8 protein-coding genes are annotated in these 16345 nt (G+C 56.4%); 6 read left to right on the top strand and 2 right to left on the bottom strand.

Translation table 11 applies throughout. The features are described 5' to 3' along the window. Positions 1–193: 193 nt before the first annotated feature. From A3224_RS10470 to A3224_RS10445, 6 genes are all read left to right on the top strand, one after another. Positions 194–1603 (top strand): TolC family outer membrane protein, encoded by a 1410-nt coding sequence (locus A3224_RS10470; RefSeq protein ID WP_231902357.1) that lies wholly within the window; start codon positions 194–196, stop codon positions 1601–1603. Further along, positions 1600–3801, top strand: coding sequence for a type I secretion system permease/ATPase (locus tag A3224_RS10465; protein WP_067154188.1), 2202 nt, complete (start codon positions 1600–1602; stop codon positions 3799–3801). Before A3224_RS10470 ends, A3224_RS10465 begins: the two co-directional genes overlap by 4 nt. After that, positions 3801–5054, top strand: a complete 1254-nt coding sequence (locus A3224_RS10460) for an HlyD family type I secretion periplasmic adaptor subunit (RefSeq protein ID WP_082817486.1) — start codon at positions 3801–3803, stop codon at positions 5052–5054. Before A3224_RS10465 ends, A3224_RS10460 begins: the two co-directional genes overlap by 1 nt. Before the next feature lie 56 nt (positions 5055–5110). Beyond that, positions 5111–6043 carry a transglutaminase-like domain-containing protein gene (locus A3224_RS10455; RefSeq protein WP_082817485.1) on the top strand — a complete coding sequence of 311 codons (933 nt, stop codon included), beginning with the start codon at positions 5111–5113 and terminating at the stop codon, positions 6041–6043. Continuing rightward, positions 6033–8012: an acylphosphatase gene (locus tag A3224_RS10450; RefSeq protein ID WP_067154182.1), complete on the top strand. Its 1980-nt coding sequence runs from the start codon at positions 6033–6035 to the stop codon at positions 8010–8012. Before A3224_RS10455 ends, A3224_RS10450 begins: the two co-directional genes overlap by 11 nt. A 73-nt stretch (positions 8013–8085) precedes the next feature. Continuing rightward, the gene (locus tag A3224_RS10445; RefSeq protein ID WP_231902356.1) at positions 8086–8751 is read left to right on the top strand and encodes a TIGR02466 family protein; all 666 of its coding nucleotides are present in this window, start codon (positions 8086–8088) and stop codon (positions 8749–8751) included. Positions 8752–8884: 133 nt separating this feature from the next. Here the strand turns inward: A3224_RS10445 and A3224_RS10440 are convergent, their stop codons facing one another. Beyond that, entirely contained in the window at positions 8885–13654 is a 4770-nt protein-coding gene (locus A3224_RS10440) for a CapA family protein (RefSeq protein WP_067154179.1), read from the bottom strand. 593 nt (positions 13655–14247) lie between these two features. Further along, on the bottom strand, positions 14248–16278 hold the full coding sequence (locus A3224_RS10435) for an NADPH-dependent 2,4-dienoyl-CoA reductase (RefSeq protein WP_067154176.1): 2031 nt from the start codon (positions 16276–16278) through the stop codon (positions 14248–14250). Positions 16279–16345 lie beyond the last annotated feature (67 nt).

Here is a 16345-nt window from a genome sequence, read left to right as displayed (position 1 = left end):
TCGAAAACGCACGGGCAGGTCTCTATAGCACTGTCGGATACCTACCAATACCCGGCACTTTCGAAATACTCATCCCATCTCCTATGTACCGCATCTGGGTCTGAAGAGTCTTTACCTCCAGTAGGCGAGTTCAACAGAGGTTTCCTGCAAAAGACATCCCGCAATAACCTGTTGTCAAAGGCGTGTAAAAATAGTGGATCGAATAAACCGGCTATGGATGGCCCTGCTTACGCTTGTGATGACGCTGTGGTTGCATCCGGCTTGGGCGCAAATTGTGGATGTCGTCAGCCCAACGGAGATGCAGGCTGAAGCGATTCGCTCTCCGGAAGAGCCCTATTTTTCTGTCACAGATTCCATTGCCCCTGGGACATTGGATCTTATCAGTGCGGTACATCGGGCGGTGGAGTGGCATCCCGTTATCTCAGAATCGGTCGTTGCTCTGCAACGGGAGCGCGAAAATGTGCGTGCTGCCAGAGCCGGTTACTTTCCGCAAATAGGTGTGAATTTTGTCGCCGGGCGAGACACGGAAGACGACCGCGGCGGCGACGGGCACGTGGTGCAGATCTACGCATCGCAGATGCTCTATGACTTTGGCAAAGTCTCGAGCGAAGTCGATCTGGCGATGGCGGATATGCAGCGCTCCCGGGCGGTGGTACTTCAGGCGATCGATACCGTTGCCCGCGATACAGCACAGGCCGCAATTGAAGTACAGCGTTACCAGGCACTGTTGCAATCCGCCGAGGAACAGATTGAAGGCGTTTCTGCAATTACCGCTCTGGTACAGATGCGCAGCGACAGAGGCGCGAGTTCGCGCTCCGATGTGCTCCAGGCCCGCTCGCGCATGGAGGCGGCAAGGGCATCGAAACAGCGAGTGGAAGCGGAATTAAACCGCTGGCGAAGTACATTGCAGTATCTGATGGGCAGCCGCGACCGGTTCAGTATGTCTATGGAAATACCGGATGCAATCCGCCATGCGTGCGAAGTGGTATCGCCGGAAATCTCCGCTGTGCCGGAAGTGCTGATAGCAGAAGCGGCGCGGGCAGAGGCGATGGCGCGTCTGGAAGAGGCCAGGGCGGGTGCCTGGCCTACATTGTCACTCGATGCCAGCGTCAACAACTACCTGGATCAGCAATATGTGGATGCCAGGGCCTTGGACCAAAATGAAAGTGCGGTGTTTTTAAATTTGTCCATGCCAATTTATCAAGGTGGACGAATTTCTGCGAACAAGGCATCGGGAGTGCATGCACTGCGGGCAGCAGACGCGGCAAAAGACGCGGCGCGTGTATCGGTGATGCAGGCACTGCTGGCGGCACAGGAAGAAGCCAGTGGTTTAAGCCGTAGTTTGTCCATTCTCAATTCCCGCGAGCGCGCGATTGCCGAAACGCGCGATCTCTACAGGAAGCAGTACTCATCCCTGGGTACCCGAACTCTGCTCGATTTATTGAATGCCGAACAGGAACTACACCAGGCGCGGCAAGAAAAGAATAATGCCCGCTACGATTTAAGCCGGCTGCAAATTGACTGCCTGTATAACCTGGGTGCACTCAGAAGAGCCTTTGAACTGGAGGGGCGGGAGATACAGGGTGTGGAGGTACTCCCTTGAGCGATAGCGAAGTTTTGGCGGCGGAAGCCGCCGCCCGGCCAGTGGAGGGCGCCGAGGAACGGTTGGATTATTCCCCCTGGCTGGATGCGATTCTGGTTGTTGCGCGGCACTACCGGCTGGAATATTCGGCGGAAAATGTGCGTATTGCGGGGAACTGGAGCGGCGACGAGCCAGTGGAAACTGTGATCCGGCATATGGCCCGCCAAGCCGGCCTGACGGTGCGATTTGCGGATTTCAAAAAAACTCTTTTGACACCCTGGCGTCTGCCTCTGGTGGTACAGCTCACTGATGGGCAGGTCGGCGTTATCGAAACCATCGCCGCGGACGGCAGTCTCGGTATTAGCTACAGCGGTGACCAGGGGCTTGAGAGCCGGATTGGTGTGGATGAGATCGCAAGCCGGATTTCCCAGACCTTGATCTTGCGCCCTGCGCGCAATGTCTCTGACGCCCGCGTCGATGAATACATCAAGCCGGACAACAAACACTGGTTCCGTAAGATTATTTTGCGCGATCTGAAACCTTACGGGCACGTGATGTTGGCGACAACCGTGGCCAATACACTGGCGCTGTCGGGAATACTCTTCGCCAGGCAGGTGTACGACCGCGTGATACCGGCGGAATCCATGCCGACACTTTATGTGCTGTTCAGTGGTGTGATGTTGGCGGTTGTATTCGATTTCATCATGCGCATGATGCGGGTACGAATTACCGATCTGCTGGGTAAACGCGCGGATATCCGCGTATCGGATCTCGTATTCGGCCACGCGGTACGCCTGCGCAATTCCGCCAAGCCCAAGTCCACCGGTACTTTTATTTCACAGATCCGCGAGCTGGAGCGCGTGCGGGAAATGGTGACGTCTACCACCATACTGGCACTGGCGGATATGCCCTTTTTCCTGCTTTTTTTGCTGGTGATGTGGGTGATCGGTGGCCCCCTGGTACTGGTGCCCCTGGGCGCGGTGATATTACTGATTGTGCCGGGCCTGCTGGCACAGAGAAAGCTGGCAAAGCTGGCCTCGGAAACCATGCGCGAGTCATCGCTGCGCAATGCCATGTTGGTGGAAAGCGTGCAGGGTATGGAGGATATCAAAGCGCTGCAGGCGGAGCAGCGTTTTCAGCGCCAGTGGAACCACTACAACGCCGTGACGGCGGATTCTAATTTAAAGCTCCGATACTTGGTCAATATGCTGATGACCTGGACGCACAATGTGCAGTCTTCAGTATTTGCGGTCATTATTTTGTTCGGCGCTCCCATGGTGATGGCCGGTGATATGACCACGGGTTCCCTAGTGGCGGCATCGATTCTCGGCTCTCGTATGATGTCGCCTATGGCGCATATCACCCAGGTGCTGAGCCGCTGGCAGCAGGCAAAATTCGCACTCAAAGGACTGGACGAAATTATGCAGCGCCCAGTGGATCATCCGGAGGGCAGTAAGCGGGTGCACAAGCCGGTGATTCTCGGCGCCTATCACTTTAAAAGGGCCGTTTTTCAATACGGGGACGAGACCGGCGAAGCCGCGCTGATGGTTTCGGAGCTTTCCATTAAACCCGGCGAACGCATCGCGGTATTGGGGCGCAACGGCGCCGGTAAATCGACGTTGTTGCAGGCTCTGTCCGGCATACTGGAGCCCGTCAGCGGACGCGCCGATCTGGATGGTGTCTGCATGGCCCATATAGACCCGGCGGATATCCGCCGGGATGTGGGGTTACTCAGCCAAAACGCCGGACTTTTTCACGGCACTTTGCGGGAGAATCTGACACTGGGCGCGCCCCATGCGACAGATGCGGAAATACTGTGGGCACTGGAAATGAGCGGGGCCCTGGAGCTGGTGCAGAAATTGCCGCGCGGCTTGGACCACGTCATTCTTGAAGGCGGTCAGGGGCTTTCCGGCGGACAGCGTCAGTCACTGCTGTTGTCGCGCCTGATGATTCGCCAGCCTCATATTCTGTTATTGGACGAACCCACGGCATCGCTGGATGAGTCCACGGAGCGGCGCTTTATCCAGCGCCTGGATGACTGGTGTCAAAAGCGTACGCTGATTGTAGCGACACACCGTACCAGTGTGCTCAGCCTGGTGAATCGGATTCTGGTAGTGGAGGGCGGACGTATTGTCATGGACGACACCAAGGCGCGTGTACTGGAACAACTCGCCCAGTCCGTCAGCCGCGAGCGGCGGGAAAGAGAAGGGATGTCCTGATGGCGAGTAACAAAACAGCCCCGTGTGACAGAAAATTCTCGGGTTTTAAATCTATACCGCTATTGGAATCCGATTATCACGGAACGGGGCAGTACAGTAGTGATGAGGCGGACGAGGCCACAATGGTGCGTTCCACCCGTGTTGTGTGGGTGGTGTTTTTGTTGATTGCGGCTCTGGTGGGTTGGTCTTATTTCGCGCAGGTCGACGAAGTGTCATCCGGGGCTGGCAAGGTTATTCCCACTTCGCGCGCACAGGTGATTCAGTCTTTGGAAGGGGGAATACTCGCGGAACTGCTGGTCAGCGAAGGAGACATTGTTGAGCGCGGGCAGATATTGGCACAACTGGACCCGACTAAGGTGCGTTCCAATGTGGAAGAGAGCGCGGCGAGATACCGCGCGGCCCTGGCCCGCGCGGCGCGATTGACGGCGGAAGTTAACGGAACCGCTTTGGCATTTCCAAAGGAACTTGAGGGACACGAAGACCTGAAAGCCAAGGAGACGAAGCTTTATGTCACCCGGAAGCAAGGGTTGGAGGAGTCCCTCAAGGGATTGCGGGAATCTTTGCAACTGGTGCAGAGGGAATTGTCCATCACCCAATCGCTTGTCAGCTCCGGCGCCGCGAGCAATGTGGAAGTGCTGCGCTTGAGCCGGCAAAAATCCGAACTGGAATTGAAAATCCGCGAAGTGCGCTCCGAGTATATGGTGAAGGCGCGGGAAGAACTCGCAACGGTCAGTGCCGAAGTGGAAGCGCTGTCGTCTGTGCTGGCGGGACGCTCGGATTCACTGACGCGGCTGACCCATCGATCCCCGGTGCGGGGTATTGTCAAGGATATCGAAGTCACCACTATTGGCGGTGTCATTCCTCCCAACGGCCGCTTGATGGAAATCGTGCCTCTGGATGATCAGCTGTTGATTGAGGCGCGTATATCCCCGCGGGATATTGCCTTTATTCATCCCGGGCAGCCGGCCAAAGTGAAGATCACCGCCTACGACTATGCCATTTATGGTGGCCTGGACGGTAAAGTGACGACGATTTCACCTGACACCATCCAGGATGAAATCAATCCAGATCAGTTTTATTACCGTGTCTTTATCCTCACAGAATCCGATGCCCTGTTGAACAAGGAAGGTGAAAAATTTCCCATAGTCCCGGGCATGATTGCGACCGTGGACGTGAAAACCGGTTCGAAAACCATTTTTGATTATCTGGTGAAACCAATGAATATGGCGCGTGAGGCGCTGAGGGAGCGCTAGGGAGGGCCGGCTAACACATCTCCGTTGTAAACGGTTTGTGAGCGGTTGGCGGTAATATGACGGGCAGGAAAAAGCTGTTTTCAACGCTCTTGCTGTTGTTTGACTGGCTCGGAGCCAGCCTGGGGTTCGCCGCCTCAGCACAGCCGGTCACACTGACAGCGGAAGTTACAGTAGTCAACAATTCAGACCGGAATATCGACGGGTATGTCCACAGATTTTCCGTCCCTGTCAGCGACCATATGCAGCAAAAACTGGTCGCTATCCGCTACGATTATCCGGAAGGCTTTGAACGCAAGGCGCACCGGCGTGGCGACAGCGATTACGTGGAGTTGCGATGGAATATTCCCGCCAGGACCACATCTGTCAGAAGAGTGCACTTTGACCTGGAGTTATCCTCCTACAATTATCGAAAGGTGCCGGACTCCGTTGATCCGAATCCCGCTGTGTATTATTTGCAGCCGAGGAAATATATCGAATCGAATTCCAGTGCCATCCAACGCCTCGCGGCGCAGATAGAGCGAACATACGAAACGGATGAGGAAAGGTTAAGGGCGGCGTTTTTATTGCCGCAGCAGATGATTGAGTACCGGGTGCAGCCCACGGAAGGGGCGCTCTACGCGATAAAGCACGGCAAGGGTGACTGTACCGAATTTGCGGCCCTGTTTGTCGCTCTAGCGAGGGCGATGGGATTTCCGGCACGGATGACAACAGATTTTTTGTTTACCTCCAGAACGGAATTCCGTCAGCCAAACCATCACTCGGCGGAAGTCTATTTGCATGGGAAGTGGATTCCAGTGGACCCGAATCTTGCCCTGGATCCAAAATTCGGTTACGGCTTCGGTGTCGGCAAAGCGAAAAAAATTGTTCTCAACCGGGATTTTTCCTGGGTGTGGTCCAATCTTTGGCCGAAAAGTTTTCGAGGTTATTCTCGCTATACGGATGTAAATGTGCACTGGAAAATACACCGGGATGGGAAGGATGGATATTAGTCTTCCGGAAGGTTTGGAGGAAATCACGGAGCGGGAAAATAATTACGAAGAGTCCCCGCATTTGCACAGCCGGTCCGTGGGTATTTCCCTCATCAGTGCCGCGGCTGAAAAGCGTGGGCTGAATGTCAATATGCACCGGGGATTGGTTTACGAGATTTCGGATGAAAACCGGCGGGTGCTTTTTCTGCAAAACTCGCCGGAGAACTCGACGGTCTTCAGCTATTGCGCACGTAAAAAACACTTGGCAAAGATTTTGCTGGCGCGCAGGGGGGTACAGGTCCCGGCGGGAGAAGTGTTTACCCGTTATGATGACGCTTTGCAGTATTTTGAACAGTGTCATTTTCCTGTGGCGTTAAAGCCCGTGGACGGTGCACATGGAACCGGAGTCAGCGCGGGCGTATCCACCGTAGAGGAGTTTCAGATTGCTTGGGAGAATGCCAGCGCGTCCGCGAGCGAGGTCATTGTCGAGCAGTCGATTAAAGGGTATGACCTCCGTGTCATTGTGATCGGGGGCAGTGCGGTGGCGGCTTATATCCGAATCCCCGCCAATGTGGTTGGAGATGGTGTCAGTACCATAGCGGAGTTGGTGGAGCGTAAGAATGAGCGCCGCAAGCTGAACCCGAGTCTAAGGATCGATATGCTCAAGCGTTTCGATCTTCTGGAGCGTCAAGGGCGCTCTTTGAACGATGTTCCCGCTGAGAACGAAAGGGTCTGGCTGGCCAGTGTGGCCAATGTGTCTGTCGGTGGTGAAGTGGTACAGTGTATTGACCATATCAATCCCTCGGTGTTGCGGGTAGCAGAGGAGGCGGCCAGGGCTTTTCCGGGATTGCCACAGGTCGGTGTGGATTTAATGCTCGATGACTCCGGAGAACGTGAGCGTATTTGGGTTATAGAGGTGAATTCCAATCCCGGTATTTCCGATGCCGTTTTTCCCGGTTACGGCAGGCCGGTCGATGTGCCGGATGCCTTGCTCGATTTTGTCTTCAAGAAACAGCCGCAAAACACCGGTACAACCGATGAGTACCCGCTGGTATTGGCAGAACCCTACACCTACGCCACCTGTGAGCCTTTATTATCAAAAAATACGGATCGCCAGGTAGAATTAATCAAACAAGCGGCCTACGCCTGTAATCTCACGGTGGAGGATCTGGCGGACAATTTGTATGTCCTTTCTTCGCAACACAATTCCGTCACCTTTTACAAGGGCCTGCCGGATAGAACCAATGTAATTTCCCGCAAGGCAAGCCGCAACCGTCGCTGGTTATTAGAGCTTTTGCAGCAGCGGGGCGTATTTGCCTCTGTCCATCCTTCGGATAGAGCACCTTATATGCAGTATCGCCTGGTTGTCGTTAACAATACGCTGGTAGCAGGTGTCAGTGGCGGCATTCACTCCGGCAAGAAGGGAGAGAAGTGCCGTTTTGATCGCGGTAACCGGGACGTCAGTGATGAAATTCATCCCGGGTTTGCGCGTATCGCTATAGAGGCGGTTAATGCAACTTTCAATCCATTTATTGCCGGTATTGATCTTATTGCCACGGATATCCGTCGCTCTCCGGACCGACAGACCTGGAAAGTGAATGATGTGCTTTGTCATCCCAATCTTTCCCTGCATCACTTCCCCGATTGCGGCCTGGGCCGCGATCTGGCCGGGGTACTGATCCGAGCGCTTTTCCCCGAGCTGGCTGATCAATCTCTGCCCAACCGTTGTGTATTCGCAACCATAGAAGGGCGGGTGCAGGGTGTCGGCTTCCGCAACTGGCTGGAAAGGCAAGCCGTATTACACGCTGTCCACGGCTGGGCGCGCAATACGCCAGATGGAAAGGTGGAAGTGTTTATGGAGGGAAGAGAGAAGGCGGTGGATGCCCTGTTGGCACTGTGTGAGCTAGGGCCACCCGCCGCCTCGGTATCCGGGATTTCGCTGAAAGAGTATCCGTCTGCCGGTCTTCGGACATTTATTGTTCGCCGCTAGGGATGATTACTTTTTGAAAGTACTGAATTGAATATCCAGAGCGCGTGAAGCAGCGGTTTTTGAGGTAGGGAGCATGCCGATGCATGTCGTCAAGTCTGTTTTCTGCACGCCGATATTGGTGCGGGACTGGGGGGATTCCGCTGATTTAAACCAACGGCTGAGCAAGATTATTCTGGAAAAGGAGGCAAAAGCGCCGACAGTCCAGCGTTCGAATATCGGCAGCTGGGATTCCAACAAGGATTTCCTGGAGTGGCCCTATGCAGAGGTTCAGCAGTTTAAGGCTTTTATCGTAGACGCGGTCAGGGAAATTACGTTCAAAGCCACCAAGGGCAAGTACAATCCGAAACCGGAGGATATGTTTGCCCATGCCTGGGCCAATGTATCCCGGGCAGACAGTTACCGGAAAATCCACAATCACGAGTCTTGTACCTGGTCCGGTGTTTACTATGTCAAGTCGCGTCTTGTGAAGGAAAAATGCAAGAGCAGTGGGAATATTGAGTTTCTCGACCCCAGAATGCTCTGTATTGCCACGGAACTGCCCGACAGCAATTTCGGTGGCCGGGTCAAATTGCTGCCGCGGGCTGGCAGAATGGTGCTCTTTCCGAATTGGCTGCATCACTATGTCAATCCGGTGGAGGATAAATCGCTGCGGATTTGTATCGCTTTCAATGTGAAGCTGGAAACCAGCTCTGTAAAGCGGCGTATGAATACCATGTGTGCCTTGGGTGGGGTTTCCTGAGACAGTGACGATGTATTTTTAGGGGCGCCGTCATGAGTTTGGGCGCGCAGAGAAACTGTTCACGCCATGATCCTGGCTTTCTATCTGTCGGAAAGCGTCTCTTTCTCCGTGCAGAAAGTTGCCCGTAGGCTCCTTAAGGAACCTCCGTATAACTGCTGCTCTTCTGTGCTTCCTCCATCAAAAGACGGGGTACATCGCCAAAATCGGAATCCCTCCGGGAGCCTTTGATTAATATCAGGTCCGCGCTGCGTGCGAATTCCGCCAGATAGCGGACCAGTGGCGCCGCTGTGGAGAAATGCGGGCCGAGTATTGTTTCCGGAAGCTGTTCGCGCAAGTAGCGCATCTCATCACCGTGCGTGATTACCCAGTCCGCGCCGCTGGCGAGCAGAGGTTCCGCCAGCTTGTGGTGCAGCGCCCTGGCTTGTTCGCCGAGATGTACGATGCGCCCGAGTACGGCGATTTTGCGCCCGCCGTCGTTTACCGGAGTCTGTTCAAATACGGAAAAAGCGTTCAGCATGGAGCTGATAGTGGCATTCCAGCTGTCGTCGATCACACTCAGCAGGCGGCCGCCCAGGTCCAGTTGGAGGCGCTGCAGGTGTCCTTCGTCCAACTGCAGATGTTGCAGGGTTTGCGCCGCCGCCTCGAGGTCCCGTTCCATGGCGTAGACGGCGGAGAGGGCTGCCACGGCGTTGTAGACCATGCCGGTGCTGGGCGCAGCCACGCGAAATTGGAGCTGTTGATCTGGCGTGCGCAGAGTTACCCAGCTGCCTTCTTCGTCGCCGCGTATATCCACTATCTGTATTTCCGCGGCGTCGCTGCTGCCGAAAATCACAACGCGCTGTGCGTGTTTACGCGCCTGTTGCATCACGTAATCAAAGCATTGCAAATGTTCCCCGACAACAGCGACTGCACGGCCTGTGAGGCCGTCGAAAATACGGGATTTCCACTTTGCGGTGTCCTGCACGGTTTTTACCCGCTTGGTGGTCTGGGAGAGGCCGATCTCGGTAATCAGTGCAATGGTGGGTTTGATCTGCCGTGTAATGGGGCCGCGCTTCATCCACAGCGCGCTCTGCGCCACTTCGATCACTGCGGCTTCGTGGTCGCCATTCAGGCTGGCGAGCATGGAGGGGGCGCCGACACGGGAATTGTAATTGCCGAGGCTGGTGAGCGCTTTTTCCCGGCTGCCGAGCATTTGCCCCAGCATTTTCAGGGTGGTGGATTTGCCTGCGGTACCGGTAATTGCAATAACGTCGCCGTGGAAGCGGCTGCGCGCGGCAAAGCCGAGTTCGATAATCGTCTTGATGGGGTCGTCCACTTGCAATACCGGTAGTTGGGTCGGCAGTCCGGGTACTGGTCTGGCGACGATAGCACCGGCGATAGTGTCGGCGAAGCTGGGCAGTTTTTTGTGCAGGTCCCAGCCTTTGGGCCAGGGCGTGGTGCTCTGTTCGTGGAAGGCGCGGTCCAGGTTGGTGTGGGCCACGAACAGGACCGGGGCCAGGGACTGCGGGATAAACCCTTTGCCGGAGACCACGCTGCGCACAAACCACCCCTGCGGCGGTTCCACCAGCCAGCGGCCGCCGGTGACCGCTAACAGCTGTTCGGCGTTCCATGTCTGGCCGGGGTGGTGCTCGTGTACCAGCGGGGGAAAATCTGTTCGGTAGTGGGGCGGTTTTTTCTGTTTGGCAGCGCTGTTTTTCGCCTCGATATCGATATGGGTGACCATGCCTTCCAGCGGGACGGGATCGATGGTTTCCCCCGCGGCGATCAGCCCCAGGTGCAGTTGCAGCTTGGCTTTTGTCAGAGTTTTGGGGGCCGGTGGCCTGAGGCCGTAGAAATCCCGGTAAATGACGCCTGGCTGCCAGCGGCTGGTGGGCATCTGCCAGTCGCAGGGATCGTGGTCCATGGCTTTTCCCCAGTAGGGCATGGACGTTTTCTCCGTGGGGACAGCGCGGAAATCAATGCGGTAGTCTTTGCTCGGTATTTCATCCGCGGTCCAGAAGGATTCCACCCACAGCAGCTGCCGCGACTTGATCTCGCGCGGATGGAAACGCAATCCCACCAGTGTGAGCGGGCCGAAACGGCGCGGGGAAATCCTCGCATCTTCGGGCACTGAGTCCACCTGCCAGGCGGGATTTGTCGGGCGGGGGGTATGGATGAGCGCGTCCAGGTTGTAGCGGGTGGGGGCCACCGGTTCCCGCTCGACTCGGGGTCTGTCCGGCGGGGCCAGGGTAATGGTGGCACTGCCGTCTTCGAGCAGTTGCATACTGGTGCCAAGTTTTGCGCACAACTCTGCGTAACGGCGGCTTGCGGCTAAGGCTTTGTCCCCAGTCAACTGACGGCTGAAACCGAAACCCGCGCCTACGGGCACGAAGTGGACTTTTTCCACCCCCCGGTGGCTGAGCTCCAGGCGGAAGACGCCGCTGTCGGCAAGGGTGTGGCGCACGGCATCGAAGAGCAGGTCGCCGGCGTCGTGGATGATCGGGCGTTCGCGATAAATCTCAATGCCCTGTAGTAGGTGGGCGCTGGCCCCGAGCACAGCGTCGGCGCCGGCATCGATGATTGCCTGGCCCACAGCGATTTCCTCCAGCCCTGGGTGGGTTTCCAGGTTGGGACCCCAGTGAACCGCGACCAGTACCACCTGTGCCCGCTGCCGCGCCGCCTGTATCCGCGGCGCCAGTTGCGCTATCCACAACTGTGGGTTTGACAGAGGCAGGTGGGCACAGCCGGGCGAGTCCTCGCTGGCGGCGAAACGCCGCTGGGTTGCGTCCACGGAAAAAATAGCCACGTTGAGCGGGCCGGCGGGGCGGATTACCGGTGTCAAAGCGGCGTTCAGATTGGGCCCGGCGCCGGTGTGGCCGATACCGACCGCATCCAGCCAGCGGCACTGCTCCAGCAGCGCTTCGGGGCCGTAATCCCCGCTGTGGTTGTTGGCGGTGGTGACCACGTCGATTTTCGCAGCTGCCAGTTGCCGCAGCATTTCCGGTCTGGCGCGGTAGTAGTAGGGGGCGGATTCCCCTTTGTCGACGCCCTGTTCGCCGCTGGTTGCCACCACGCATTCCAGGTTGACGATACTGAGGTCGGCGTCGTTGAGCGCGGGGATTTTTCCCAGTACCGCTTCTTCTCCCAACTCTGCAGTGCGGTAGTGCTGGCGCCGCGCCAGGTTGACATCGCCTCCCCAGGCTGCCACTGGCGTGTCGCTTTGCGGCGCAACCGGGTGCAGGGTTTCGTCCACAAGGGGCGTGGGCGCTGCCGCCTGTCCGCCGTTGCGTAAATAGTTCCGATAAGCCACAAATCCGGACAGATAGTGCTCCACATCGTCGATACGCACGCGGAAGGCGTGGTGGCGGATAAAAAAGCTGCCGGTGATTCGCTGCGGGTTGCGGAAGAACATGGCGAATTCCGGCCAGAAGTAGCCGTTGAGCAGGTAGTGGGCCCGCTTGTGCAGTGCGCGGTAAAACCAGTCCAGGTTTATTTGCGTCAGCAGGTGCGCAAAGCGCTCCTCCCGCTGCAGGCGGGCAATCATCTTTTGCGCCGCCATCATCAGTTCGAGCAGGGTGGGGAAGGTGGTGATGCGGTTTTCCACAAAGTCCAGATAGTCGGCGACGTTGCGGATACCGAACTGATAGTACTTCTCTTCCGGGCGGTAGAGCGTCAACTCATTGACACAGTAGCTCAGCCAGTGATCGTGGGCTCTCCAGTGTCTGGCGGCAATAAAGTAGGCAAAGGCTTTTTCCACCATGGCCAGCCAGCGGGGGTTGCGAGTGAGCCCGTAGAGACGCATCAACCCGAAAGCCGCTTCACCGTCGTAGTAGACAATGCGGAACGCCTCCTTGACGGTGAGATCCGGGAATTGCAGCACATGCACGAATTTACCGCTATGCGGGTCTTGCATGTATTGAATGCCGAGTGCCAATTCATCCATCAGCGGCAGGTATTGTTCCGATTTGGTGAGCTCGGTGAACTTCACAAGGGCGAGCAGGCACACGGCATTGCCGCCGAGTTTTATTTCGCCGTTGCTCTCCACCAGGAAGGCGGCGTCTGCACCGGATGGCAGGGTGACCCGCTGGATGAGTTTTTCCGTCAGGTAGGTGATCGACCGGTCGATGGCGTCTTTTAACTTTTGATCCCCGGTCACTTCCCAAGCTTCCAGCATGGCGTAGGTGCTGCTGGTGTGCCGCAGGGTATTGTAGGTATCGATATATTTGTCGTAACAGGCGTGCCAGCCGTAGTAAAAGCGGCCGCTGGGTTTTACCTGGCTGGCCAGGTATTGGCTGCTGGTTTCAATGAGTCGGGTGACACTGTCTTCATCGAGTGTTTCAATAATGCGCCGACCGGCATTGCGTCCCGGTCCGTAGAGTGGTACCGGGCTTCCGCACGCATCGCAAAAAATCCCTTTGGTGGATAGTACGAAGACCGTTTTTTCATCGGAAAAATCGACTTCCAACTGGTTGCCGTAGCGTCTGCGGACATAGGAGCGGAAATTTTTTTCGTTGATGACGGCGTGGCTGATTTTATTGCCACCATAAATCATGGCATTGCCGTTTAGTTCCTGTTCCAGGAAGGCGTATTGATATTCCGGGTCCAGGGCGATGCCGTAGCGGAAATAGGCGCGTTTGGTCGCTTCGAAACGCCGCTTTAAATCGCCCCAGGTCATGGACTCCGCTTCGAAAATCCAGTCCACCCTAAGCCAGCAGACATCCATCTTGGACGCGTTGGCGGCGCGCCGCGCCATCGCGGCGGCCGTCTGCCAGGCGGTGGCGAAATCCTTTGCGCTGGCGTGTTGAACCTTGGCCCGCTGTTTGCCGTCACTCACGGAAAAAAACAAAGTATATGGCGGTGTGAGTTCGCGCAGCGCTTTTTCAACGGCGGGGCGGGTTTGCATCAACAGTTTGGAGAGGGACATGTTTTTAACGTGTTGGCTGTGGATTTTGGCGCGCCTGTGTATTCGCAGAAGCGCCTACTGGATGAATATTTAACCTCTGAAATATTGTTGGCGGTCCAACGAAAGCGTTGTATTCAGCGGTGATGTCTTTGCGGGGCAATGTAATGCCCGGCCCGCGCGCAGAAAGGCCGACCGATGGATTCGCCAGACCGGGCATCATTTTTTCCCTGGGATAGAGTGAAGCCCGTTTATTTCGCTACGGCGAAAAAAAGTATAGACCCGGTGCCGGATACTGCCTGTTGGGGATTATTGCGGTGAAATTGACGTGAAATCGCGCTGAGCGAAAGGGGGAAGTTTTTGGCGAAATGATTAAGGAACCTCTGATTAATTCGCTTCCTGACGGTAAAAATTCTTTGGAGCTAGATGAGAAGCTCAGGTGATAGGATGGCTATTTCGAAACCGTCGGATACAGGGAAGTACTCGTGCGTTTTCGAAATGTCCGTCCTATTGCCTGAGCGCCCCGGAAGCCACCATAGTGTTCACGCGAATTAATCAGAGGTTCCTAAGTCCGGGCGGGCACTTCACAGGTCTTGAGCGAATGGCTCTGAGGTATTTTAAAGTTCCGCCGCCAATCGCGAGCCCTGATTGATCGCCCGCTTGGCGTCCAGCTCAGCGGCTTCATCGGCGCCGCCGATCAGATGAACACTGACGCCACTACCCTGTAATGCATCGTACAGATCCCGCGCGGGTTCCTGGCCGGCGCAGATGACGACATTGTCCACTTCCAGTAACTGCTCCTGATCGCCGACGCGGATATGTAAGCCGCGGTCGTCGATTTTTTCATAGCTGGCACCGGCGATCATTTGCACATGGCGATGTTTGAGGCTGGTGCGGTGAATCCAGCCGGTGGTTTTGCCGAGTCCTGCGCCCACCTTGGTAGTTTTACGCTGCAACAGTGTCACCTGGCGCGGAGCCGAGACCGGTGCGGGCTGCTTGAGGCCGGCGCGGTGTTCCAGTTGGATATCCACACCCCATTCGTCGAAGAATTCCTGTTTGCCAATGGGCGTCAGCTCTCCGTGGCTGTCGCCGTCGTGGGTAAGGTATTCGGCCACATCGAAGCCGATACCGCCGGCACCGATAATCGCCACCTTCTGTCCCACCGGTTTGCCGTATTTCAGTACGTCCAGGTAGCTCAGTACTTTTTCGTGTTCGATACCGGGAATTGGCGGTGTGCGCGGGTGTATGCCGGTAGCGATAATGACTTCGTCGAATTTCTGCAGGTCACTTGCGCTGGCGCGGGTGTTGAGTCTCACATCGACACCAGTGGTTTCGAGGCGGCGGTTGAAATAGCGCAGGGTTTCCTCAAATTCGGCTTTGCCGGGAATGCGTTTGGCGATATTGAACTGACCGCCAATTTTTTCCTCGGCTTCAAAGAGGGTTACTTTGTGACCGCGCTCCGCCGCCACTGTTGCCGCTGCCAGGCCGGCGGGACCCGCGCCGACTACGGCAATAGTTTTGGGGTTGTCTGTAGGGAGATATTGCAGCTCTGTTTCGTGACAGGCGCGGGGGTTTACGAGACAGGAAGTCAGCTTTAGTTCAAAAGTGTGGTCCAGGCAAGCCTGGTTGCAGCCGATACAGGTGTTGATTTCGTCGGCGCGATTTTGTGCCGCTTTGTTGACGAACTCGGGATCGGCAAGGAAGGGCCGTGCCATGGAGACCATATCCGCGTGACCTGCGGCCAGCACCTCTTCGGCCACTTGGGGCATATTGATTCGGTTGCTGGTGATTACCGGCACGCTTAAGTGCTGCTTCACTTTGGCGGTAATTTCCGTAAATGCGGCGCGGGGCACAGCGGTGGCAATGGTGGGAACGCGGGCCTCATGCCAGCCGATGCCGGTGTTGATGATGGTCGCGCCCGCTTTTTCGATCGCTTTGCCGAGGGCGACCACTTCTTCAAAGGTGCTGCCGTCCTCGACCAGATCGAGCATGGACAGCCGATAGATAATAATAAAATCATCGCCTACTGCTTCGCGCACACGGCGCACAATTTCAATTGGCAGGCGGATGCGATTTTCGAAGCTGCCGCCCCATTCGTCAGTGCGTTTGTTGGTGCGGGAGACGATGAATTGATTGATGAAATAGCCTTCCGAACCCATGATTTCAACGCCGTCGTAACCGGCTTCGCGGGCCAGGGTGGCACAGCGCACATAGTCGTCGATCTGGCCTTCGATTTCCTCACTCGTCAGCTCGCGTGGGGTAAAGGGGTTGATCGGGGCCTGGATGGGCGAGGGAGCAACCAGGTTTTGGTTGTAGGCATAGCGGCCGGTATGCAGTATCTGCATACAGATTTTGCCGCCTTCGGCGTGTACAGCTTCGGTAATTTCGCGGTGGTGCTGGGCTTCTTCCGGCGTGGTCATTTTGGCGGAACCCGCGAAGACTCCGCCCTCCTCGTTGGGCGCTATACCGCCGGTCACAATCAGGCCCACACCGCCGCGGGCGCGCTCGGCATAAAAGGCCGCCAGCCGTGTAAATCCGCCAGCGTGCTCTTCCAGGTTGGTGTGCATCGAGCCCATCAGCACCCGGTTTTTCAGTGTGGTAAAGCCCAGGTCCAGCGGGGCCAGCAGGTGGGGGTAAGCTTGGGACATGGCGATTCTCTCTTCTTGTGACGGACAAGATATGCAAGAAGTTGCATATAGCTGCGGTGGAGAATAA

It is taken from the genome of Microbulbifer thermotolerans (assembly GCF_001617625.1).
GTDB classification, from domain to species: domain Bacteria; phylum Pseudomonadota; class Gammaproteobacteria; order Pseudomonadales; family Cellvibrionaceae; genus Microbulbifer; species Microbulbifer thermotolerans.
Note: the sequence above shows the minus strand (reverse complement) of the source record. Positions and strands in the feature narration are given on the sequence as shown.

Coding starts and splice junctions, on each gene's coding strand:
- A3224_RS10460 (WP_082817486.1), top strand. CDS start 3,801: ATGGCGAGTAACAAAACAGCCCCGTGTGACAGAAAATTCTCGGGTTTT.
- A3224_RS10455 (WP_082817485.1), top strand. CDS start 5,111: ATGACGGGCAGGAAAAAGCTGTTTTCAACGCTCTTGCTGTTGTTTGAC.
- A3224_RS10450 (WP_067154182.1), top strand. CDS start 6,033: ATGGATATTAGTCTTCCGGAAGGTTTGGAGGAAATCACGGAGCGGGAA.
- A3224_RS10445 (WP_231902356.1), top strand. CDS start 8,086: ATGCCGATGCATGTCGTCAAGTCTGTTTTCTGCACGCCGATATTGGTG.
- A3224_RS10440 (WP_067154179.1), bottom strand. CDS start 13,654: ATGTCCCTCTCCAAACTGTTGATGCAAACCCGCCCCGCCGTTGAAAAA.
- A3224_RS10435 (WP_067154176.1), bottom strand. CDS start 16,278: ATGTCCCAAGCTTACCCCCACCTGCTGGCCCCGCTGGACCTGGGCTTT.